This window comes from Epilithonimonas tenax DSM 16811, from assembly GCF_000428485.1.
GTDB classification, from domain to species: domain Bacteria; phylum Bacteroidota; class Bacteroidia; order Flavobacteriales; family Weeksellaceae; genus Epilithonimonas; species Epilithonimonas tenax.
Map to the genome: position 1 here is coordinate 72,826 of NZ_AUAA01000010.1, position 21,421 is coordinate 94,246.

Consider the following 21,421-nt stretch of genomic DNA (forward strand, 5'->3'; position numbering starts at 1 on the left):
AATTTATTCGTATCTAATTTTATCAAAAATATAAAATGCAAAAACCAATTCTCATACTACTTTTTCTGGCTATAATGATGATTAGTTGTAAACCGACCGTGATCTACAAAGATATTTCGTACACCAAAAACCATAAAGGAGAAGATGTAAAACTGAATATCTTCACGCCTAAAAACATCAAGGACAAAAACCTGCCAGTCCTCATTTACGTTTACGGCGGAAATTGGAACACCGGCAATAAGGACAAGTATCATCTGCTCGGGAGAAACTTCGCCCGCAAAAATATGACTGTTGTGATTCCGGATTATACCTTGAGTCCCAACGCAGATGTAGATGAAATGACCAAAGAAATCGCAGCAGCGATCCAATTCACCAAACAAAATGCGGCGAAATACCATGGCGACCCGGAACGTATTTTCATTTCCGGCCATTCTGCAGGCGGACAACTGGCAACTTCGGCCGTGATGAATCCCAAATACGGGATCCCGGAAAAAACGATCGCAGGTATTATTCTGATTGACGCTGCTGGCATCGATATGAAAAATTACCTTGAAAAATATCCGCCCACAGCAGAAGACAATTACGACGCCACCTGGAGCAAAGATCCCGAAAAATGGAAACAGGCTTCATCTATCTACTTCATTAATGAAAAGACACCGCCATTTTTGATTTACGTGGGAGAGAAAACTTATCCTTCCATAAAAGTCGCCAACGAGAATTTTTTGAAAGTGTTGAAACCATTTCAACCGGATGTGAAACCGATTATGCTCAATAAAAAACACGTTCCCATGATTTTGCAATATTTTTTACCGTGGAGCAAAAGATTAGATGAAGCTGCAGATTTTATTGGAGATAGAAAATAATTGTTCAGGCCTTTCCGTTTTCAAATAAGTTTAATAATTACAAACTAATTATAACATCCCATTGTTCTAATTCCTATTTTTGCAAAAATTTTGGAGCTTGGTAAGAATAGCAGAACATAATGATTGGGTGGTATATTGTATTCTCGGAAGTATTTTCGCTTACATTATCGTACTTTCAGTTTTCAACCGGGATGCCAATATCAAGGATTTTCTGACGCAGAAGATAGAGGATTCTAATAATTTAACGCCATCTTGGACCATTATTTCCATTGTGAGAAGTGTGATGATTACCGTTATTTTATCACAATTTGTCCCTGTTGTTCCAAAATTTGTTTCCGATTTGCAGTTATTTGGGATCCAACTCAACAAATTCGGTTTTACTTTTTTAGCCGTCATGACCTTCGATATTGTGAAAAACATACTCACTTTTCTTTACTACAACAGTATTGGAGAAGGGAAAAAGCTGAAAAGATTGGCTTCGATTTCCAGCAAGTTCTATTTTCTGGAATCTATTGGATTGATCGCTGCCGGCTTCGCACTTTATTACTACCCTTTGGATCTGGTTCGTTATTTTTATGTCGTCCTATTTGTGTTAATATCATTGTTTGTGATGAAAAACCTCATCTATATTTTTCATAACCAAGCTATTTTACCAGAAAAATGGTATTATAAATTTTTGTATATTTGCACGCTTCAAATAGTACCCGTGTTGGTACTTTGGAAGTTCTTATTTTTTTAAGATTAAAACAGACAATTCAAGATGAAAATCAAATCTATTTTAGTTTCGCAACCAGCTCCTAACGAATCTTCACCCTATTTGGAGATTGCAAAAAAAGAGAAAATCAAAATTGATTTCCGTCCTTTTATTCACGTTGAAGGTGTGGATGCGAAAGATCTCAGAACGCAGAAGATAGACCTGACCCAATATACAGGGATTATTTTCACCAGCAAGAATGCGATTGATCATTATTTTCGTCTTGCAGAGGAAATGAGATTCGCAGTGCCGGATTCTATGCGATACATCTGCCAATCGGAGGCCATTGCCAACTATCTGCAGAAACACATCGTTTATAGAAAAAGAAAGATCAGCTTCGGTGAGAAGAATTTCTCTGACCTGGCTCCTTTGTTCAAAAAACATCCTTCAGAAAAGTATCTTTTGCCATCGTCCGATATCCTGACGCCGGAAGTTCCAAAAGTCTTGGACTCTGCCAATATCGACTGGACAAGAGCCATTATGTACAAAACTGTTGCGAGCGACCTGACAGACATCAACATTGATGATTATGAAATGCTGGTATTCTTCAGTCCGCAAGGAATCAAATCTTTGAAGATCAACTTCCCAAGTTTTGAACAGAAAGAAACCAAGATCGCTGTTTTTGGAACCACAACTCAAGCTGCTGCAGAAGAAGCAGGACTCACAGTCAATGTGATGGCTCCTACAAAAGAAACGCCTTCTATGACAATGGCGATAGAAAAATACATCAAAAGCATCAATAAGTAATTATTGACTCCATAAATCAAAACCGTCCCGGAATTTTCGGGATGGTTTTTTTGTTTAAATTTGAGTTAGAAAAAATATCGCAAAGGCGCAAAAATTATTTATATTCTAACGTTTAAAGTCGCAAAATAAATTGCTACCCTCTTTGAAAGTTGGCGACTTTCAACATTAAGACTTTAACCTAATCTTGCGCCTTTGCGTAAAAAATCAAAACAAAATGAATGCTCCAAACGCAAAAAAAATAGAAAAACTTCTCGAAATCCACAGTGACCAAAGGAACGATCCTTACTTCTGGATGAACGAAAGAGAAAATCCCGACGTCGTAAAATATCTGGAAGAAGAAAACGCCTACACAGATTTTGTGATGAAGGACACAGAAGATCTTCAGAATGAACTTTATGAGGAGATGAAATCGCGTTACAAAAAGGATGACGAGTCTTTGCCTTATTTTTTCAATCAATATTGGTACATCGTCCGCTATGAGGATGGGAAAGAATATCCGATTTTCTCCAGAAAGCTCCAGACTTTGGACAATGAAGAAGAGATTCTTTTGGATGCGAATGTTTTGGCAGAAGGCCACGATTATTTCGATATTGGGAGCATTTCCATCAGTGTTAGTAATGACATTTTATCATTTTCTACTGACTTAGTCGGGAGAAGAATTTACAAGATCTTCTTCAAGAATCTGAAAACCGGCGAGATCTACAAAGACGAAATACAAAATACGACCGGAAAAGCAGTTTGGTCCAACGATAGCAACTATGTTTTCTACATCAGAAAAGATGAAAGCTTGCGAGCATTCCAGATCCACCGCCACGAATTGGGCACTGCTACAGAAAAAGACGTTTTGATCTTTCATGAAGAAGATGAGACCTTTGACGTTAACGTTTACAAAACCAAAACGTTAGACTACATTTTCATCTCGTCATCCAGCACCAATGAAGATGAGCACAGATTCATCCCATCAAATGATGTTTTTGCAGCGTGGACAATCATCCAGCCGAGAACAGAGGATTTGGAATATTCTATAGAACATTACCAGGACGATTTTTACATTGTAACGAATGCAGATGACGCCACGAATTTCAAAATTGTAAAGACCAAAGTTGACAATCCATCTATAGAGAACTGGGTAGATTTTGTCCCGCACAGAGAAAATGTATTGCTGGAAGGTTTTGAAATTTTCAATGATTATTTCGTTTTGGAAGAAAGAGAAAGAGGTCTTCTTCAGATCAAAATCATCGAAAGCAAAACCGGAGACTCTCATTATCTGCCATTTTCTGACCCTACATACACCGCTTATATCGGAACGAATATGGAATTTGACACCAAAAAATTGCGTTTCGGTTATACATCTCTGACAAAACCATCTTCCACTTTCGAATATGATATGAAGGAAAAAACCACCAAACTCCTGAAAGAGCAGGACGTGTTGGGCGGCAACTTCTTCAAAGAAAACTACACCTCAGAAAGAATCTGGGCCACCGCAAGAGACGGAAAACAGGTTCCAATTTCTCTGGTTTATCACCAAGACACCCCAAAATCTGAAAACACACCGCTTCTACTTTACGGCTACGGAAGTTACGGTCACACGGTGGATGCCAGCTTTTCCAGCACGAGATTATCTTTGCTGGATCGCGGTTACATCTTTGCCATCGCACACATCCGAGGCGGAGAATACTTGGGCAGAGAGTGGTATGAGGACGGAAAAATGCTTCAGAAAAAGAATACGTTTTTTGATTTCATTGATGCCGCAAAATACTTAATATCAGAAAATTACACGTCTCCAAAACACCTTTATGCGATGGGCGGAAGTGCCGGCGGACTTTTGGTAGGCGCGGTGATGAATTACAATCCGGAACTTTTTAACGGAATTGTGGCGCAAGTTCCTTTCGTAGATGTAGTAACGACGATGTTGGACGATACCATTCCTTTGACGACGGGAGAATACGATGAATGGGGAAATCCCAATGAGAAGGAATATTATGATTATATGAAATCCTACTCGCCTTATGATAACATCCAAGCAAAAAACTACCCTAACATCTTAATAACCACAGGATTTCACGATTCTCAAGTCCAATATTGGGAACCAGCAAAATGGACAGCAAAATTGAGAGAACTGAAAACGGATGATAATATCCTGATCTTCAAAACCGATATGAGCTCCGGACACGGCGGTGCCAGCGGCCGATTCGAAAGTTTAAAGGAGATTGCTTTGGAATACGCGTTTCTTTTAAAAATAAACGATAAATGGTAAGCGATAAATGATGAATATGGATGTAGATTATAACGCCTTATTTGCTCAAAAGACCAAACAAATAGCAATTACCATTATTAAGGAGTTTTCAATAATTCCTTACAAAGAAGCTTTCTCTGTTATTCGAAAGCAAATATACCGCTCCTCAAGTTCAATGGCTGCAAATTATAGAGCTATGAGTAGAGCTCGTTCAAAAGCAGAGAGATTTTCTAAATTATCAATCGTAATCGAAGAAACAAACAAAACTCTTTTTTGGTTGGAAATGATAGAAGAACTTAATTTTGTAAGGGCAGAAATATTAGTTGATTTAAAAACTAGAACCGAAGAAATTATAAAAGTAACAGCTTCTTACAGAAAATTATTAAAGCAATAATTAAATCATTTATCAACTATCACTTATCATTTATATTCACTATGAGCGAAGCAGAACTTTGGAAAAAAGTAGAACACTTCTTTGAAATCAATTTTCAAACTGAGAAAAATCCGCCAATCGATACATTGCTGTTCATCATTGGTGTTCAGGAATTGGGAAGTGGGCAGCAGAAATTTACGAAAGACGATAAAGTCAATCTTTTACACATCGCAGTTTGCAGATTGCTGGAACCTTTCGGCTACTACAAATTCACGCATTATGAAGACGGCTGGCCACATTACGATAAACTGGATGATCTTCCTGAACTGAAACCAAATGAACAATCGCTTCTGATGAAAAAAGCGATTATTCAGTATTTTGAGGATGAGGAAATCCCTTTGGATTAAATCATTTTGTTGAATCGTTAAATCGTAGAGCTGACAAGTCGGCTTCCATTTAACAAATTAACGATTTAACAAATCTTCCAGCTGATTCAGGCCCATTTTGAAGCCATCTTCGAAGCCCATTTCCAGCTGTTGCAGCATTTTTTCTTTGCTAGATACTTTGATATTGACGGTTAGCTTTGTGCCTTCCTGCACACCCGTAAAGCCAAAAAGCCAACTTGTTGCGGGCATATTTTCGTCAATGATTCCTTTTTCATCAGAAAATTTACTTTCCTGATCAAAGCTTCTGTGTTGGTTGATCTCACCGTAATTCACAACACAAAACGCTTTTTCGCTATTTGGACCAACCATCGCGTAATGCCAGCTTCCGTTTTCCCGAAATTCCATTTGGATGGTTTCGCAATGCCAGGGTTTTGGTCCCCACCATTGATCGATCAATTCCGCTTGTGTAAAATATTCCCAGACGGTTGTTACATCTGCGGGGAAAACCTTCATTACGTAAATGCTTGTGGCATCAAGATCTGCATTAAAAATAATTTCTGAATTCATAGCGTTATCTATTTTTACAAACTTAATTATAAAAAATCACACCAAACTTTTCTTATGGCAGCATTTTTGATATTCACAATAAAACGTTAAATCTGTCAATTTTAAGAAAAATTTAATAATTTCAAGGGTCTTTTTTTATGGAGACATTCTTAAAATCAGTAATTTTAACTTTTCAAAATTAAAATATTATATGAATAATAAATTCATTCCAATCATTTCTGTATTTATGACCATATCGCTTATTGTGTTTGTCTCTTTGCAGTTGTATTGGATCAAAGAATTATACACCTCGCTGGAGCAGGATTTTTCTAACAAAGTGTACTCAGCCTTAGAAACTTCTACTCAAAAAGTGAATCAGATCGAGGTTAATAAATATTGGAATGAGACCTATGGCGGTGTCGGAAAAGAGGTTCTTGCTTCTTCCAATCAGCCAACCAAAACATACATACAGCAAAGTTCTGACTCTGCAAACCGTTCTAATATCCTTTTTCAAACCAGTATTGTAGAGAAACAAAACATCCCAGTTTCTGCAAAAGGTGACACGCTTTATACGACGAAACTTTACAAAGATGAAGGTCAACTGAAGCTGAAAAGAAGCTCTCCGGAGCCGCTTACGACCAATATCAGCAGAGATATTGATAACAATTCTTTCCAAATGAAAGAGTTTGCAAGACTGAGCGCCACCAATCTGCCCATTGAAAAACGGGTTGACAACAGAGTTATTGATTCTGTAATCAGTAAAGAATTAAAACTTAAAGGGATTGATACAAAATTCGGTTTTGGCGTCATTAATAAAAACAACAAACTAACGACTGTTGCCAACAATATTTATCTGGATCAAAAGGACAAGACCAATTACACATATCCACTTTTCACAGACAGCAAGGACAGAACGCTTTATACCCTCGCCATCGTGTTTCCTAGGAAAGATTATTCCTTGGTAAAACATAATTTGCCGATGCTTTTGGGAACTTTCATCTCATTGCTGACGATTCTTGGGATTTATATTATTTCCATTAATTATATGATGCGTCAGAAGAAAATTGCTGAGATCAAGACCGATTTTATCAATAATATGTCCCACGAGTTCAAGACACCTTTGGCTACCATTTCTGTGGCGGCAGACTCTCTCGCCAATGACAAGATCGCAACCAATCCGGACAAGGTGAAATATTACTCCGGACTCATCAAGCAGGAAAACCTGAGAATGAAGAAACAGGTAGAAACAGTTCTGAACATGTCCAAACTCGAACGCAACGAGATGCCGCTGCATTTGAAAGAAACCAACGTTCGTGAACTGATAAAAAGTGTTACAGAATCTTTCCGACTGATCGTAGATGAGAGAAATGGATCGCTGACAACGGATTTTAATGCCACGAAGTATCATTTTCTGGTGGATGAGTTTCACATCTCGAATGCCTTAATTAACCTCCTGGATAATGCCAACAAATATTCTCCTGAAACACCGGAAATAACGGTAAAAACAAGAAATGAAGCCAATTTCTACGTGATCGAAATTTCTGATAAAGGAATGGGAATGGATGCCATCAACAAAACTAAGATTTTCGAGAAATTCTTCCGTGAAGAAACAGGAAATATCCACAATGTTAAAGGACAGGGACTTGGATTGTCTTACGTGAAAAAAATCATTGAAATCCATAAAGGGCAGATTTCCGTAGATGCGAACAAAGGGAAAGGAAGCACGTTTACAATCAAGCTACCGATGGTTTAAAACATCAATGATACATGATGGTTTATCAACGCTTATAAAAATCAATCATCATCTATCTCCGATCAATTATTAATCAAATTAAAAATTAAAAATATGAGTAATAGAATATTATTAGTAGAAGACGACCAGAGTTTTGGCGCCGTTCTGAAAGACTACCTTACGATAAACAACTTCGAGGTTACATTGGCAACTGACGGAGAAATGGGACTGAAAGAGTTTACAGAAAAAGAATTCGACATCTGCATCTTTGATGTCATGATGCCAAAAAAAGACGGATTTTCTCTGGCAGAAGATGTGAAGAAAATAGATAAAAATACACCCATCATATTCCTGACCGCCCGAAATCTACGTGAAGACATCCTGAAAGGTTACCAAATAGGTGCAGATGATTACATCACAAAGCCATTTGATACGGAGCTTCTGCTGTACAAGATCAAAGCCATTCTACAGCGAAGTGCCGTTCTGGAAAATGAAGATCAGGAACAATTCAAGATCAGTAATATTTTCTTTGATTCTATGCTGAGACAACTTCGCGTGAATGAAAATGACTACAAACTGTCACCTAAAGAAAATGAACTTCTGAAACTGCTTTGCATCCATAGAAACGACTTTATGCCGAGAGATCTTGCATTGAGAAAGATTTGGAAAAAAGAGAATTACTTCACCGCACGAAGTATGGATGTGTACATCGCCAAGCTGAGAAAACTACTGAAAGAAGATGACGGATTAGAAATCATCAACGTTCACGGAGAAGGTTTCCGATTGTTGGTAAAAAACCCTCAGTAAAAAAATATCCCTTCAGAAAATTCTGAAGGGACTTTTTGTCTATATTACATTATACTTTTTAGATGATACAGTGTAAAATAAAATTAATTCGTAGCCATTTTCTGCTCTGGCGCATTTAGGATCTGGTCTTTTTGCGCACTACCTTTCAGCCATTCTGAACTTGAAAGATAATTCTGATCAGGATAATAAATAAACAGACATGTTCTGTCTTTGATGGTATTGATAATTGGCTGAGCCAGCTCTCTTGGAATCGCGGGGCAACCCCAGCTTCTTCCCAAGCGTTTTTCAGCTTTGATAAAATCTTCACTCACATAATGGGCACCGTGCATCACAATACACCTTTCCAAAGCCGCATCATTATAACCTTTGTCCATCCCGAATAATCTCAAAGAATAACCATTATCACCTTCATAAGTCTGTTCTGTAATGTAGAAGCCAAGACTAGACTGGTGGGAATCTTCGGTATTGGAAAAATTCATTGCAAACTCTTCGCCCGTTCCTTTCCCGTGAGCAACCAGGGAATTAAACAGTAATTTTTTCTCACCGGTATCAACAACCCAAAGGCGCTTTTTGTTGGAAGAAAGACTAAAATCACAAACCGAAAGCAGATGTGCTGTCGGTTCCAATTTACCGGATTTTTTCAAATTTTGGAATCCTAAAAATGCTTTTTCAAAGACTTCAAAATTTAATTTTTCTCCTTCAAACTGTAGATTCTTGTACACTTCTTCCGCCTCATTGGCTGGTTCGGAATTCTTTTTAGGACTTAGTTTGACTTCCTTTATTGTGATCGCCGTCTCAGGTAGATTCTCGGAACCCGATGGATAAAACGAGGTGGTGATCAAATAAAACAATCCTAATAACAGTGGAAATCTCTTCATAAATGATCTATATTATATGTATTTTTTGGTGGAACAAAATTACAATTATATCATTTTCAACACGTTAATACAAACTCTTTTAACAGTTCTTTGGGAAACTTTAACTCAAAATAATAAATTCTGAAGCCTTTTTTTTAAGATTTATTTATGATAAATAATGATTTCGTACATAACCGGAAATTTTCAATTGATCCATAAAAACGATTTTTAAAGTGATAAATTGCGTTATAAAATTTTCGGTTATGTCAACACTCAAGATCGCCGGTATCAATCTGGATATCACTTGGAAGAATAAAGAACAGAATTTCAGAAAGATAGAGAACGCATTTTCGTCCACAGAAGCGGCTATTTTTCTGCTTCCAGAAATGTTTTCCACCGGATTTTGTATGGAAGCTGATGAAGTTGCGGACAGACATCTGGAAACGTTGTACTGGATGCAATCTTTTGCTAAATCAAAAAATTCGGCCGTTGCAGGTAGTGCTTCTGTAGAGGAAAATGGCAAATTCTACAACCGTTTCTATTTCGTTTTTCCAGACGGCAGCTTTGAACATTACGACAAAAGACATTTGTTTTCCTATTCTGGAGAAGACAAAATCTACACCGCTGGAACAGAAAGAAAAATCATAGAATACAAGGGATTTAAAATTCTTTTGCAGGTTTGTTTTGATTTGCGTTTTCCTGTTTTTTCCAGAAATCAGGATGATTATGACGCCGTTCTTTATATTGCCAACTGGCCAAATTCCAGAGTTGAAGCGTGGAAATCTTTGTTGAAAGCGAGGTCAATTGAGAATCAAGCGTTTCTTTTTGGACTGAACAGGATTGGAATTGATGGCTATAAGCTTGATTATAAAGAAAGTTCTTTGGTTTATTTCCCGGACGGAAGAGAAATTTCCGACCGAGAAAACAATGTTATTATTGCTGAATGGAATCTGGAAGAATTAAAAGAATTTCGGAGTAAATTTCCGTTTTTGAATGAAAGAGATGGGTTTGAGATTATTACTTAGTTTTGTAAAAAACTTTAATCAATGAAAAACATTTTTACGTTATTCTTTTTAAGCCTTATATTATTTTCTTGCTCAAGAGATAATGAGGATGAAATTTTCGAAAATAATGAGCCATTAATTACCAAAATGAGTAGCCTTGTCTTATATTCAGGTTTTATATTTAATAATAATGTAGACCTAAATGTTTATTTTCAATATGATAATGACAAGCGTTTAACAAGAAAAACGGGAGGATTATTACCTGTTTCTGGCTCAACAGGATTTGGTGGCTCCTTTTCAGATAAAGTCTATACAACTTTGGTTTATAGTGGAAATACGGTCTTAATAGAAAATTTTTCATCATCGCCTGATTTTACAGTTCCAAAAAATTCTAAATATTTTATTTTGAATAATAGTAACCAAATTTCTGAAAGAGAATTTGAAGACGGACACGAATACAATTACAAAAAACAACAATACAAATATGAATCTGGTAAATTAACAGAGATAATTACAACTCTACCAAAAATGCCATTTTTTCCTCCAGATGACTATATTCCAACATATTTAGAAAAATTCTATTATGACTCAAATGGCAATCTAACTAAGTCTGAATACATTTTCCAAAAAGATGGAGTGAACACTAATGAGAAAACAGTTCGTACTTTCGAAGATTACGACAATTCTTATAATCCTTGGAAAAGATTATATCTTTTGGATGAGTTTTTCTATCGTTCGATTTCTAAAAATAATTTTAGGAAATACAAAGAAATTAAGTATGATTATTATGGAAATATAACTTCAACTACACTCAGAGATTGGACTTTTAATTATGATTCTAATGGAAATATTATAATTAATTAGAATAGCCCTCCAGCAACCCAACCAAAGAATTAACATCGTGAACACCGCTTTCCTTCCAAAGCATTTCTCCATTCTTGAAAACAGCTAAAGTAGGAACACCTCGCACATTATATTCATTAGCGATTGACGGAAACTGATCAATATCTATTTTAACAATTCTGGCTTTATCGCCGACTTGCTCTTTTACAGAATTCAAAACGGAAGACTGCACTTTGCAAGGCTGACACCAAGTTGCAAAAAAATCAATAAGAACGGGACGTTCAGATTGTATAAGTTCCTGAAATTTTTGAGACATAATCTTAGGTTTTAGAAGTTAGGTTTTAGGTATTTGTAATTTTTGTTTGACTTTGTCAGGCTGAGGTTCTCGAAGTCCATCCAAACTCTATAAAGTTTTTGTCTGACAAACAAAATTACTCGTCGGAATATTATCGAATTTCTTGATGGAATTGAAACCGCCTTCAATTTCCGTAAAGTTTCTATAACCTCTGGACTGCAAAATACTGGCCGCAATCATACTTCTGTAACCGCCAGCACAATGGATGTAGAAATGCTCAGAATTATCGATTGAATTCACCCAATCATTAATATAAGCCAAAGGTTTGCTGTAAGCTTCATCGATGTGTTCTGCTTCGTATTCGGTTTCTTTTCTGACATCGATCACTTTTTGTCCTACAACATAGTCAGTCACAAACTGTTCGGCAGAAATTCTTTCGACCTCATCTGTTTCTTTACCAGAATTCTTCCAACGTTCAAAACCGCCGTCTAAAAACCCAACCACGTTATCGAATCCTACTCTACTTAGTCTGGTAATGACTTCTTCTTCTGTTCCGAGATCAGAAACCAAAATAATAGGCTGCTGTACATCCACAATCATCGCGCCCACCCAAGGGGCAAAATCACCTTTGAGTCCGATGTTTATTGAGTTCGGGACAAAACCCTTATGGAAATCTGCCGCACTTCTCGTATCCAAGATCAAGGCGCCCGTTTCTTCAACCGCTGTTTCAAAATCTTCTACTGAGATGGGATTATTTCCTTTTTTAAGCACTTTTTCGAAACTTTCATAGCCACCTTTGTTCAGGGCAACATTCATCCCAAAATATTTTGGTGGCGCCGTCAACCCATCCAGAACCTCAGCAATAAAACTTGCTTTAGTTGGCTGATTGAGCGCGTAATTCGTCTTTTTCTGATTCCCCAAAGTGTCCACCGTTTCTTTCTGCATATTCTTTCCACAGGCAGAACCAGCGCCGTGAGCGGGATACACGGTGATAGAATCATCTAAAGGCAAGATCTTGCTGTGAAGGCTTTCGTACAACATTCCGGCAAGATCCTCTTCTGTAATCTCCCCTGCTTTTTGTGCCAGATCTGGTCTGCCAACGTCGCCCAGGAATAAGGTATCACCAGAGAAAATGGCTGTTTCTTTTCCGCGCTCATCTATCAAAAGATAAGTTGAACTTTCAAGCGTATGACCTGGCGTGTGAAGTACTTTTATTTTGATTTTTCCTACGTCGAAGATTTGTTCATCTTCCGCAATAACAGCCTCAAATTCTGGCTTTGCCGTTGGTCCGTAAACGATTGGCGCACCAGTTTTTTTAGATAGATCCAAATGTCCGGAAACAAAATCTGCGTGGAAATGGGTCTCAAAAATATATTTGAGTGTGACCTGGTCTTTTTCCAAACGCTCCAGATATGGTTTGATCTCTCTCAGCGGATCTATGATGGCTGCTTCGTTTTCGGAAACAATGTAGTACGCACCCTGCGCAAGACATCCGGTATATATTTGCTCGATTTTCATTGTCAATCAGTAGATTATATTCAAAATTCTGGTGTGAATTTTATTTTAAAGCTTTTGTGAATACAAATATGAGACTATTTGGAATAACTGTAAATAATTTTCGACTGATATTATTTATGATCTCGATTTAAAATTAAACAAATGCTTAATTTTATTTTGAAAAGAACATTAACTTTTGTCAAAACTATTCAGAAACTTATATCATTTAAAAGCTATTTTATGAGCGCCCAGATGCCTACTCCCACAGCCACATAAGCTACCACCGTGATGATATCTGCCGTTGGTTGGGAGAATCGTCTTTCCGTAATGGTACTTTGGTTGATTTGGTTTTTGTGAAATTTGAGGATCTTTGTAGGTTTATGAATAACGTGTGCTACCAAAGTGTCACTCTCCCATTTGTCAACCTGTATTTTATAAGGTCTGCCGCCTGCTTCTATTTTAAAGTATTTATTAGCCTCCAGTTTTTCCTCTATATTCGCCGGTTGAGTTGGGCTATTATCTTTTTTAGTCACAGATCTTCTGGGACTTTTGGACTGATTTTTTGCTTGCTGCGAAGCGTTGGCCTTTCCTGCTGCATCATTAGAGTCAGCCTCAGATTTTTGCAATTCTTGTGCAGTAGTCTCTTTTTCAGACTTTGCCCTGTAGGTGTAACAGCTTATTAAAGAAAATGATATGATAAGGAGATAAAGATAATTTTTCATTAGCCAAATTTAAGAATTAAACGGATTATTTTTAAATTTCTTTTGAGGCAACAGCAAGTTTGCCAAAATCCAATAACAAAAGGCTTTAAAAGAGAAAAACCGCAAGAATACAGCTCGGATCTATCTCTTATTCTCACAATTAATTTCGTATTTTAGCGCTTCTAAAATCAGAACTTTGGCAAAGAAAGAAACCCCTTTAATGACGCAATACAACACCATCAAGGCCAAATATCCTGATGCGCTTTTGCTGTTCCGCGTGGGAGATTTCTACGAGACTTTTGGGCAAGATGCCATCAAAACGTCTCAGATTCTCGGGATTGTTTTGACCAAAAGAGCCAATGGTGAAGGCCATATTGAGTTGGCTGGATTTCCGCATCATTCCGTAGATTCCTATCTTCCAAAATTGGTGAGAGCCGGATTGCGTGTTGCGATCTGCGACCAGCTGGAAGATCCGAAAACCGTAAAAGGCATTGTAAAACGCGGCGTGACAGAATTGGTAACGCCAGGTGTTACGTTTAACGATCAGGTTCTGAGTTCCAAGAAAAACAATTTTCTGCTTTCTCTTCACAAAGAAAAAGAAAAATACGGATTGGCTTTGGTAGATGTTTCCACCGGAGAATTTCTCGTGAGTGAGGGTAATCTGGAGAAACTGCTGCATATTGTTCACACCTTTGACCCGAGTGAGATTATCTACCAAAGAACAACTGAACTACCAAGCCAGTTAAAAAATAAAAGTGCTTTCAAGCTGGAGGATTGGGCTTTCCGATATCCGTACGCTTATGAAAAGCTGACTTCCCATTTCAAAACCCAATCTCTGAAAGGTTTCGGGATCGAGGAACATAAACTGGGCTTGACCGCAGCCGGAGCCATCTTTGCTTACCTGGTAGAAGACACACACCACCCTCTTTTACAGCACATTACAAAAATCAATCTGATCCCACAGGATGAGTATCTGATGATGGATGGTTTCACCTTGAGGAATCTGGAAATCGTCTATTCTGCCAGTCAGCAAGGGAAATCACTTCTTGACATCATAGATAAAACCTGCACGCCAATGGGCGGAAGATTGTTGAGAAGACGCATTATTTTACCTTTAAAAAACATCAGCGATATCAACAGAAGGCTCAGCCTCATCGAGTTCCTGAGCAAAGAAGAGGCTTTGAAATATGAGATTAAAGATCTATTAAAGGGCATCTCTGATCTGGATAGATTGATAGGAAAACTGGCCGCTGAAAAGATCTCACCTAAAGAATTAGGTTATGTCCGTCAATCGGTTGTCAATATTCAGGAAATCAGAACCAAATTATTGAAATTCCCGGATGTTCTGGCTTGGCTGGATCCGATTATTAACCTGGATGACCTCATTGATTTTATTAAAAACCATCTGAACGATGAGCTTCCGGTGAACATCAATAAAGGAAATGTCATCCGAGAAGACATCTCAGAGGAACTGGACCACCTCAGAAATATTCAAAATAAAGGACGCGGTTTTCTGGATGATATGTGCCAGCGAGAAATCGAAAGAACCGGAATCACGAGCTTGAAAATCGACTTCAATGGTGTTTTTGGCTACTACATCGAAGTACGCAATACGCATAAAGATAAAGTTCCGGCTGAGTGGATTCGTAAACAAACTCTCGTAAATGCTGAGCGTTACATTACGGAAGAACTGAAAGAATACGAAACCCAAATCCTTGGTGCTACCGATAAAATCAGCACTCTGGAATTTAAACTTTACAGAAATGTCTGCGACAATGTGATGATCTATATCGATCAGTTGCAGGAAAATTCAAAATTGATTGCGGAATTGGATTGTGCCGTTGGTTTATCAGAATTGTCGGTTGAAGATAATTACACCAAACCCATTCTCAACGATTCTTTCTCCATCAACATTCAGGAAGGAAGACATCCAATTATCGAAAAATCTTTGCCACTTGGTGAATCTTACATCCCGAATGATGTTTTCCTGGACAGAGATTCTCAGCAAATCATTATGGTCACCGGACCGAATATGGCTGGTAAGTCAGCGATTCTGAGACAAACGGCGATTATTTCTTTGTTGGCTCAAATCGGAAGTTTTGTTCCGGCGAAACACGCTGAGATAGGCACATTAGACAAAATATTTACGAGAGTTGGTGCTTCGGACAATCTTTCTGCCGGCGAATCTACTTTTATGGTGGAAATGAATGAAGCCGCGAATATCCTTAATAACATCTCAGACAGAAGTTTGATTTTGCTGGATGAGATTGGGCGTGGCACTTCTACTTACGACGGTGTTTCCATCGCTTGGGCGATTGCAGAATATCTTCATCAACATCCGACACAGCCGAAAACTTTGTTCGCCACACATTATCATGAATTGAATGAGATGTCCATTAACTTTGAACGGATCAAGAATTTCCACGTCTCCATTCAGGAAGCGAAAGGAACGATTATTTTCCTTAGAAAACTGATTTCTGGCGGAAGTGAACACAGTTTTGGTATCCACGTGGCAAAGCTGGCCGGAATGCCTTCAAAAGTCGTCAATCGCGCCAATGAGATCCTGAAAACTCTAGAATCCAGCAGATCCACACAAGATTCTGGCGAGAAAATAAAACGCGTGACGGAAGAAAATCTTCAGCTTTCGTTTTTCCAGTTGGATGATCCTGTTCTGGAAAATATCCGTGAAGAACTCACAAAAATTGACATCAATACCTTGACGCCAATTGAAGCTCTGATGAAGCTGAATTCGATTAAAAAGATGATTGGGAAGTAGAATCTCTACTTCAATGTATCCTTTTTAGCAGCAACTGTATCTACTTTTTTCGCATCAGTGGAAAGTGTTGCAGTATCTACACCTTCATTCCTCATATGCTCGGCACTGTGATCGTCTTTTCGTTGTTCGCGCTTGTCTTTGTCTGGGATACAACTTGTGGCTACTAATGCCAATGAACAGATTAATAGTAACTTTTTCATTGTTAAAAATTTTGTGGTTATTTCATATTAATACAGTCAAAAATCAAACCGAAATAATTACTCAACATTTAAAGTCGCTGGAAACCTGAATCTACATCTTACCGGCGTTCCATTAACTGTTGCTGTCTTCCATTTTGTTTTAATTTTTTTGACAGCTTTGATGGCTGCTTGATTGAAAACTTCGTTATCTCCTGTTGCTTTAATATTAGAAACAGAACCATCTCTTTCCACAATAAAAGTAACTTCTGTACGTGAAATGCCTTTTTGCTTTATTTTTCCAGTCTTCACATTTTTTGCAAATTCTGTTCTGAATGAAGGAGTTCCTCCGGGAAATTCTGCCATTTTATCAACCATCTCATAGACATTGTCTTTTAATACAGCCTCTGTTGTCTGAGAACATATAGAAACACCGGATAAAATTCCGAAAAGTAACATCAGTTTTTTCATAGTTATTTTTCTCAAAGATATTGATTTGTCCGATTTGATGGAGATGTCGAATACTATTTTTAAATTTGAATCCTTAGGAGTCACTATCCTGATCAACTTCAAAATCGTACTTCTAATTCTGAACATCGGAAAGGAAAGCATTCCAAATATAAACTTCACCTATGAAATTCAACATAAAATATATTTTCATTGCCATCTTCATTTTCCTGGTGGAAATTTTAATAGCTACAAAACTGAAAGACCTGTTCTTCGTCAGAGCTTATCTGGGTGATGTTTTCGTGGTCATGTTGATTTATTATTTCGTCAAAGCATTCTTCGATTTACAAGCTTTGAAATTGATGATCGGAATCTTTATTTTCGCTTGTTTCATAGAGTTTCTCCAGTACTTCCATTTCGGAGAATTATTGGGATTCAAAGACAACAGGATCGTGATGATCATTTTAGGAAATTCTTTCAGCTGGATCGATATTCTGTGCTACTTTGCCGGATGTATTATTTTATTTTTAATTGAATCAAAATCCTACCGCCCAAAAGTATCGTAATGATCTTCGGCGTATTTTTCCAGGCGGGCAAGTAGTGCAACATTGTCTTTTTCCAGCGGCGTTAGATCCGCGTCCACATTATTAGAAACAGGAACGTACCAATCTGTATTCTCAAAGAACTGACGGTAAGTTTCCTTTTTGAAAGAATAGCCATGCCGTGCAAAAACGGTATTTCTAATGATCTGAAGATCCAGTTTCCGCAAGTTTTTCAGATCCATTTCTGTCAATTTTTGTTTTGAAGCATTGATCTTGAAAACATGATCCGAAGCACTTCTGTAAAACGTGTTTTCGTACGTCTGTGTTTTTCCGTCATCATTGACGTCAGAATTTTTCTGCACTTTTCCGCTCTTCCAGTCCACGGGATTCCCGTAATCACTTTCCTCAGAATTCTCTTTGGAAAGCATAAAATTGGGGTTGTAGGCAAACTCTTTCCTCACAAGCTTCAGGGTTTTTTCTGGCGATTTCACTGACGTTTTATTAAACGCTGACCAATCTCCAATGAGACTGTCTTGTTTGAGTTTCAGCTGAAATCTGCCGTCTGACTTATCATTACCAGGCTCATCCAGAATGAAGGCTAACGAGTTCTCATTGACAATACCACGGAAAGGTCTCAGATTCCCATTGACAAGAGAATATCCATAAACACTGTCTTTGGTAATTCTGTTGATCTTCACAGAGATCTTTTTGTATTCATCAATACTGCTGCCATAGTCAGTAGGTGTTGGTTCAGAATTGAAGTCGCCGGTATAGATGCCGTACCATTCTTTATGCAATTCCGGCTCTATCTCTTTTTGGTAAACCAACGAATCTGTTTTGGCTTTTTCCTCGGATTTGGCTTCTTTTTCACAGGATATGACCAATGCAAAAAAAGAGCAGGCCACTAAGAAATTCGTTTTCATGATTTTTGTTTTTTAATTAAATATTCTACCAACAAAAGATTTGGAACCCAACCGAGCCAAGCGATGATCTGATAAACATCCATAGGATTCGGGTGGAATAAATATACTAAAATTACCTTCCACATCCGCAAAGTGATCGCAGAAAGCGCCAGGGCATAACTCCGCCACATCCAGAACTTGTGCTGCTGGACATTCCTTTTTATTATTTCTTTATAGGATCTGTACGTGGTATAAAACCAAAGAAGCCCTAGCAATACAAATGAGACTTTTGCCACCAAACCGCCATTGGCAAAAACACCGATATACACGCCTGATAACGATGAAAACAACAAGGTTAAAAAAACATATATTCTGCCAGAAAACCGATGAAGGTACCGCTGGTTTTGATCAAAAAAAACAGCAATAAATCCTGCCATCAAAGCGAAAATACTGCTGTAAACGTGTATGTAAAATAGGTGAAGATACGCTGGTCTGGTCGTGACTTCGGTTTGCTTTATCATCAGAAAACTCACGTTAGAGCTTGTCGGAACGTAGTCTAAAGTGATCTTCAACATCAAACCAAAAAAATAAATAAAAGCACTGAAAAGAACCCCTCTGTAGATGATTCGTTTTGATTTGAAAAATCCCAGCATTACTCCCGATTAAATCGGAATAAAAACAACCGCTGCAATCGCTGCAATCGCAATGATAGCTGATAACACGATGTCTGGTTTTTTGATTTCCCTCACTTCGCTTTTCTCAATTTCTACCATTTCTCCGGTTTTGTTTTTACCGTAGATCTTTGTGGCATCTACTTTCAAGACCTCTATTTTTTGAGATTTTGCATCCTTGGTCTGGATGGTGTATTTTTTGTAAAGATCTAATGAATTATCATGCATCGGCTTGTTGGGAGAAACTACCCGGGTGGTACAGGCTGCAAGTACGAAAAACACTGACAAAACAAGACTCTTGGTCATATTTTTTGAAAATTTCATTATATTTTTAAATAATTAGTTACTTTGTCAAAGTTAGGAAAAGATTTGATTATAAAGAATTAAGATGTTGCGAAATTAGCCAGCCTTCGCTCCAGCATGCTTGGAAATTAAACCCGCCTGTAACTGCGTCTATATCAAGAACCTCACCAGCAATATAAAAATCAGGAACCATCTTCGAAGCCATATTTTTAAAGTTGATTTCCTTCAGATCTACGCCACCTGCCGTTACAAACTCATCTTTAAAAGTAGATTTGCCAGTGACTTTCAGTTTTTTCTCACAGAGGTTTTCCAAGATCGTCGCCATTTCTTTTCCGGAGATATTCGCAATATGCTTGTCTGGATCAATGTGGTTGACCTCAAGAATCTTATTCCAAAAACGATTGGTCACCTCAAATATCTTGGATTGCCCGATGGATCTTTTCGGATTGCTGTTTTTAAATTCTTTTAACAATTCTTCAGCATCCGACATAGGTTTTGAAATAAAATTTACCTCGATGTCAAAATGATACTTCAGCCTCGCCAGGTTTCTGGCTTCCCAAGCCGATATTTTTAAAATGGCCGGACCAGAAAGTCCCCAATGTGTAATGAGAAGCGGTCCGGATTCTTCTGTTTTAAGACTTGGGATACTTACTTCTGCATTTTCAAAACTGGTTCCGGGAAGATCTTTCAGCAAAGGATCTTTGATATTAAAAGTAAAAAGCGAAGGAACAGCTTCTACGATGTTGTGTCCAAGATTTTGAATTAATTTCAAAGACTTCGGCGAACTTCCTGTGGTGCAAATCACGATGTCTGCTGAGAAATCGCCTTGTTTTGTTTTGATCAAATAAGCGTCATCATGTTTAACAATATCAGAGACAGATACCTGGGTTTTGACTTCGAAGTTTTTATTCTTAACCTCATTGACCATTGCATTGATGATGCTTTGCGAAGAATCTGATTCCGGAAAGGTTCGATTATCTTTTTCAATTTTCAAAAGAACGCCTCTGGTCTCAAACCAGTCCATCGTATCGGCCGGTTGAAATTTCGTAAAAACACTTAGCAATTCCCGATTTCCTCTTGGGTAGAAATTCACCAATTCTCTGGGGTCAAAACAAGCGTGTGTCACATTGCACCGTCCACCTCCGGAGATTTTCACTTTTTGTAAAACATCGGAATTTTGTTCGAGAATCGTGACGTAGAATTTGTTCTCGTCCAGATTTGCTGCTGTGAAAAAACCAGCTGCACCTCCACCAATGATGATTATTTTTTTCTTTTTTGACATTAATTTAAACTTATACAAAACCAATACGCCACAACTTACTTGGTTTATATTCGATGCACAAAATTACATTTTTAAGATCCATCTCAAATGGTTAATTTTGAAGAAATATTAAAATCAAAAACATGTCTGTTTATTACCATAAATTTGAAGTGCGATGGAGCGATATAGACGCCAACCGCCATTTGGGAAACTCAACCTACGTTGACTACTGCTCGCAAACGAGAATGGCTTTTCTCAATAAGAACAAAATTGGATTGACACAGCTCAACCGTTGGGGCGTAGGTCCTGTGATGTTGCACGAGCGCTATTCTTTCTTCAAAGAAATCTATGCAGATCAGACGGTTTTCGTTGGGCTGGAAGTGGCTGCCATCTCAGACGATGGATCTATCTATCAGTTTGTTCACAAATTTTATCTGCCAGATGGGACACATTGTGCAACTGCAGAAGCGACAGGAGTTTGGATTGATATTATGCTGAGAAAAATCACCACGCCACCGGAAGATATTATTTTGGTGATGGACGAGTTCAAGTCTGAGAACGTAAAGGTGATCACCAGAGAATTCCTCAAAACTTTGCCTTTCCGTCCGGAGAATGCTAGTCCAGAACTATTCAAATAAACGATTAATGATAATCGATAAAAGATCTCTTCGCTTGTCATTAATCAATCACCACTAATCAATT

At 37.9% G+C, this 21,421-nt stretch carries 24 protein-coding genes; 13 read left to right on the forward strand and 11 right to left on the reverse strand.

What is annotated here, in order from left to right; genetic code table 11:
• Window positions 1–35: 35 nt before the first annotated feature.
• The 6 genes from F564_RS0106950 (at window position 36) to F564_RS0106975 (ending at window position 5,380) form a co-directional block, all read left to right on the forward strand.
• The gene (locus tag F564_RS0106950; RefSeq protein WP_028121984.1) at window positions 36–863 is read left to right on the forward strand and encodes an alpha/beta hydrolase; all 828 of its coding nucleotides are present in this window, start codon (window positions 36–38) and stop codon (window positions 861–863) included.
• Window positions 864–942: 79 nt separating this feature from the next.
• Window positions 943–1,602 (forward strand): DUF4271 domain-containing protein, encoded by a 660-nt coding sequence (locus tag F564_RS0106955; protein ID WP_028121985.1) that lies wholly within the window; start codon window positions 943–945, stop codon window positions 1,600–1,602.
• Window positions 1,603–1,623: 21 nt separating this feature from the next.
• Entirely contained in the window at window positions 1,624–2,364 is a 741-nt protein-coding gene (locus tag F564_RS0106960; protein WP_028121986.1) for a uroporphyrinogen-III synthase, read from the forward strand.
• A gap of 214 nt (window positions 2,365–2,578) precedes the next feature.
• The gene (locus F564_RS0106965; protein WP_028121987.1) at window positions 2,579–4,621 is read left to right on the forward strand and encodes a S9 family peptidase; all 2,043 of its coding nucleotides are present in this window, start codon (window positions 2,579–2,581) and stop codon (window positions 4,619–4,621) included.
• Between the two features lie 16 nt (window positions 4,622–4,637).
• Window positions 4,638–4,994, forward strand: coding sequence for a four helix bundle protein (locus F564_RS0106970; RefSeq protein ID WP_028121988.1), 357 nt, complete (start codon window positions 4,638–4,640; stop codon window positions 4,992–4,994).
• A 41-nt stretch (window positions 4,995–5,035) separates the two neighbouring features.
• Window positions 5,036–5,380, forward strand: coding sequence for a hypothetical protein (locus F564_RS0106975; protein WP_028121989.1), 345 nt, complete (start codon window positions 5,036–5,038; stop codon window positions 5,378–5,380).
• A 57-nt stretch (window positions 5,381–5,437) separates the two neighbouring features.
• Here the strand turns inward: F564_RS0106975 and F564_RS0106980 are convergent, their stop codons facing one another.
• Entirely contained in the window at window positions 5,438–5,926 is a 489-nt protein-coding gene (locus F564_RS0106980; protein WP_028121990.1) for an SRPBCC family protein, read from the reverse strand.
• 190 nt (window positions 5,927–6,116) lie between these two features.
• On the opposite strand from F564_RS0106980, the gene F564_RS0106985 reads away from it, so the two are divergent.
• A complete protein-coding gene (locus F564_RS0106985) occupies window positions 6,117–7,658 on the forward strand; it encodes a sensor histidine kinase (protein ID WP_028121991.1) in 1,542 nt (513 codons plus the stop codon).
• A 93-nt stretch (window positions 7,659–7,751) separates the two neighbouring features.
• Window positions 7,752–8,444, forward strand: a complete 693-nt coding sequence (locus tag F564_RS0106990; protein ID WP_028121992.1) for a response regulator transcription factor — start codon at window positions 7,752–7,754, stop codon at window positions 8,442–8,444.
• An 83-nt stretch (window positions 8,445–8,527) separates the two neighbouring features.
• Here F564_RS0106990 and F564_RS0106995 read toward each other — a convergent pair whose 3' ends face one another.
• On the reverse strand, window positions 8,528–9,322 hold the full coding sequence (locus F564_RS0106995) for a murein L,D-transpeptidase catalytic domain family protein (protein WP_028121993.1): 795 nt from the start codon (window positions 9,320–9,322) through the stop codon (window positions 8,528–8,530).
• Between the two features lie 242 nt (window positions 9,323–9,564).
• On the opposite strand from F564_RS0106995, the gene F564_RS0107000 reads away from it, so the two are divergent.
• Window positions 9,565–10,326 (forward strand): nitrilase-related carbon-nitrogen hydrolase, encoded by a 762-nt coding sequence (locus F564_RS0107000; RefSeq protein ID WP_028121994.1) that lies wholly within the window; start codon window positions 9,565–9,567, stop codon window positions 10,324–10,326.
• Window positions 10,327–10,347: 21 nt separating this feature from the next.
• On the forward strand, window positions 10,348–11,169 hold the full coding sequence (locus tag F564_RS0107005; protein ID WP_028121995.1) for a hypothetical protein: 822 nt from the start codon (window positions 10,348–10,350) through the stop codon (window positions 11,167–11,169).
• Here the strand turns inward: F564_RS0107005 and F564_RS0107010 are convergent.
• From F564_RS0107010 to F564_RS0107020, 3 genes are all read right to left on the reverse strand, one after another.
• A complete protein-coding gene (locus F564_RS0107010; protein ID WP_028121996.1) occupies window positions 11,162–11,464 on the reverse strand; it encodes a thioredoxin family protein in 303 nt (100 codons plus the stop codon). The two genes, F564_RS0107005 and F564_RS0107010, sit on opposite strands and share 8 nt — an antisense overlap.
• Before the next feature lie 87 nt (window positions 11,465–11,551).
• On the reverse strand, window positions 11,552–12,961 hold the full coding sequence (locus tag F564_RS0107015) for an MBL fold metallo-hydrolase (RefSeq protein WP_028121997.1): 1,410 nt from the start codon (window positions 12,959–12,961) through the stop codon (window positions 11,552–11,554).
• A 212-nt stretch (window positions 12,962–13,173) separates the two neighbouring features.
• Entirely contained in the window at window positions 13,174–13,662 is a 489-nt protein-coding gene (locus F564_RS0107020) for a hypothetical protein (protein WP_028121998.1), read from the reverse strand.
• Between the two features lie 199 nt (window positions 13,663–13,861).
• Between F564_RS0107020 and mutS the strand changes: the two genes are divergently transcribed.
• The gene (gene mutS / locus F564_RS0107025; RefSeq protein WP_034980996.1) at window positions 13,862–16,417 is read left to right on the forward strand and encodes a DNA mismatch repair protein MutS; all 2,556 of its coding nucleotides are present in this window, start codon (window positions 13,862–13,864) and stop codon (window positions 16,415–16,417) included.
• A 5-nt stretch (window positions 16,418–16,422) separates the two neighbouring features.
• On the opposite strand, the gene F564_RS0107030 is transcribed toward mutS, so the two are convergent.
• Window positions 16,423–16,590: a hypothetical protein gene (locus F564_RS0107030; protein ID WP_154656820.1), complete on the reverse strand. Its 168-nt coding sequence runs from the start codon at window positions 16,588–16,590 to the stop codon at window positions 16,423–16,425.
• An 84-nt stretch (window positions 16,591–16,674) separates the two neighbouring features.
• The gene (locus F564_RS19880) at window positions 16,675–17,064 is read right to left on the reverse strand and encodes an energy transducer TonB (protein ID WP_161625930.1); all 390 of its coding nucleotides are present in this window, start codon (window positions 17,062–17,064) and stop codon (window positions 16,675–16,677) included.
• Window positions 17,065–17,225: 161 nt separating this feature from the next.
• Between F564_RS19880 and F564_RS0107040 the strand changes: the two genes are divergently transcribed.
• Complete coding sequence (locus F564_RS0107040) at window positions 17,226–17,606, forward strand: ribosomal maturation YjgA family protein (RefSeq protein WP_028122001.1); 381 nt, start codon at window positions 17,226–17,228, stop codon at window positions 17,604–17,606.
• On the opposite strand, the gene F564_RS0107045 is transcribed toward F564_RS0107040, so the two are convergent.
• Genes F564_RS0107045 through F564_RS0107060 form a run of 4 tightly spaced genes read right to left on the reverse strand, consistent with a single transcriptional unit; the run spans window position 17,585 to window position 20,740 of the window.
• Entirely contained in the window at window positions 17,585–18,505 is a 921-nt protein-coding gene (locus tag F564_RS0107045) for a YARHG domain-containing protein (RefSeq protein ID WP_028122002.1), read from the reverse strand. The genes F564_RS0107040 and F564_RS0107045 overlap by 22 nt on opposite strands.
• Window positions 18,502–19,137: a DUF2306 domain-containing protein gene (locus tag F564_RS0107050; RefSeq protein ID WP_028122003.1), complete on the reverse strand. Its 636-nt coding sequence runs from the start codon at window positions 19,135–19,137 to the stop codon at window positions 18,502–18,504. Before F564_RS0107050 ends, F564_RS0107045 begins: the two co-directional genes overlap by 4 nt.
• 9 nt (window positions 19,138–19,146) lie before the next feature.
• On the reverse strand, window positions 19,147–19,479 hold the full coding sequence (locus tag F564_RS0107055) for a bacteriophage spanin2 family protein (RefSeq protein WP_028122004.1): 333 nt from the start codon (window positions 19,477–19,479) through the stop codon (window positions 19,147–19,149).
• A gap of 49 nt (window positions 19,480–19,528) precedes the next feature.
• Window positions 19,529–20,740: a BaiN/RdsA family NAD(P)/FAD-dependent oxidoreductase gene (locus F564_RS0107060; protein ID WP_028122005.1), complete on the reverse strand. Its 1,212-nt coding sequence runs from the start codon at window positions 20,738–20,740 to the stop codon at window positions 19,529–19,531.
• 122 nt (window positions 20,741–20,862) lie between these two features.
• On the opposite strand from F564_RS0107060, the gene F564_RS0107065 reads away from it, so the two are divergent.
• Window positions 20,863–21,357 (forward strand): acyl-CoA thioesterase, encoded by a 495-nt coding sequence (locus tag F564_RS0107065; protein WP_028122006.1) that lies wholly within the window; start codon window positions 20,863–20,865, stop codon window positions 21,355–21,357.
• The last annotated feature ends 64 nt before the right edge of the window (window positions 21,358–21,421 follow it).

Coding starts and splice junctions, on each gene's coding strand:
- F564_RS0106950 (WP_028121984.1), top strand. CDS start 36: ATGCAAAAACCAATTCTCATACTACTTTTTCTGGCTATAATGATGATT.
- F564_RS0106960 (WP_028121986.1), top strand. CDS start 1,624: ATGAAAATCAAATCTATTTTAGTTTCGCAACCAGCTCCTAACGAATCT.
- F564_RS0106965 (WP_028121987.1), top strand. CDS start 2,579: ATGAATGCTCCAAACGCAAAAAAAATAGAAAAACTTCTCGAAATCCAC.
- F564_RS0106970 (WP_028121988.1), top strand. CDS start 4,638: ATGGATGTAGATTATAACGCCTTATTTGCTCAAAAGACCAAACAAATA.
- F564_RS0106975 (WP_028121989.1), top strand. CDS start 5,036: ATGAGCGAAGCAGAACTTTGGAAAAAAGTAGAACACTTCTTTGAAATC.
- F564_RS0106980 (WP_028121990.1), bottom strand. CDS start 5,926: ATGAATTCAGAAATTATTTTTAATGCAGATCTTGATGCCACAAGCATT.
- F564_RS0106985 (WP_028121991.1), top strand. CDS start 6,117: ATGAATAATAAATTCATTCCAATCATTTCTGTATTTATGACCATATCG.
- F564_RS0106990 (WP_028121992.1), top strand. CDS start 7,752: ATGAGTAATAGAATATTATTAGTAGAAGACGACCAGAGTTTTGGCGCC.
- F564_RS0106995 (WP_028121993.1), bottom strand. CDS start 9,322: ATGAAGAGATTTCCACTGTTATTAGGATTGTTTTATTTGATCACCACC.
- F564_RS0107000 (WP_028121994.1), top strand. CDS start 9,565: ATGTCAACACTCAAGATCGCCGGTATCAATCTGGATATCACTTGGAAG.
- F564_RS0107005 (WP_028121995.1), top strand. CDS start 10,348: ATGAAAAACATTTTTACGTTATTCTTTTTAAGCCTTATATTATTTTCT.
- F564_RS0107010 (WP_028121996.1), bottom strand. CDS start 11,464: ATGTCTCAAAAATTTCAGGAACTTATACAATCTGAACGTCCCGTTCTT.
- F564_RS0107015 (WP_028121997.1), bottom strand. CDS start 12,961: ATGAAAATCGAGCAAATATATACCGGATGTCTTGCGCAGGGTGCGTAC.
- F564_RS0107020 (WP_028121998.1), bottom strand. CDS start 13,662: ATGAAAAATTATCTTTATCTCCTTATCATATCATTTTCTTTAATAAGC.
- mutS (WP_034980996.1), top strand. CDS start 13,862: ATGACGCAATACAACACCATCAAGGCCAAATATCCTGATGCGCTTTTG.
- F564_RS19880 (WP_161625930.1), bottom strand. CDS start 17,064: ATGAAAAAACTGATGTTACTTTTCGGAATTTTATCCGGTGTTTCTATA.
- F564_RS0107040 (WP_028122001.1), top strand. CDS start 17,226: ATGAAATTCAACATAAAATATATTTTCATTGCCATCTTCATTTTCCTG.
- F564_RS0107045 (WP_028122002.1), bottom strand. CDS start 18,505: ATGAAAACGAATTTCTTAGTGGCCTGCTCTTTTTTTGCATTGGTCATA.
- F564_RS0107050 (WP_028122003.1), bottom strand. CDS start 19,137: ATGCTGGGATTTTTCAAATCAAAACGAATCATCTACAGAGGGGTTCTT.
- F564_RS0107055 (WP_028122004.1), bottom strand. CDS start 19,479: ATGAAATTTTCAAAAAATATGACCAAGAGTCTTGTTTTGTCAGTGTTT.
- F564_RS0107060 (WP_028122005.1), bottom strand. CDS start 20,740: ATGTCAAAAAAGAAAAAAATAATCATCATTGGTGGAGGTGCAGCTGGT.
- F564_RS0107065 (WP_028122006.1), top strand. CDS start 20,863: ATGTCTGTTTATTACCATAAATTTGAAGTGCGATGGAGCGATATAGAC.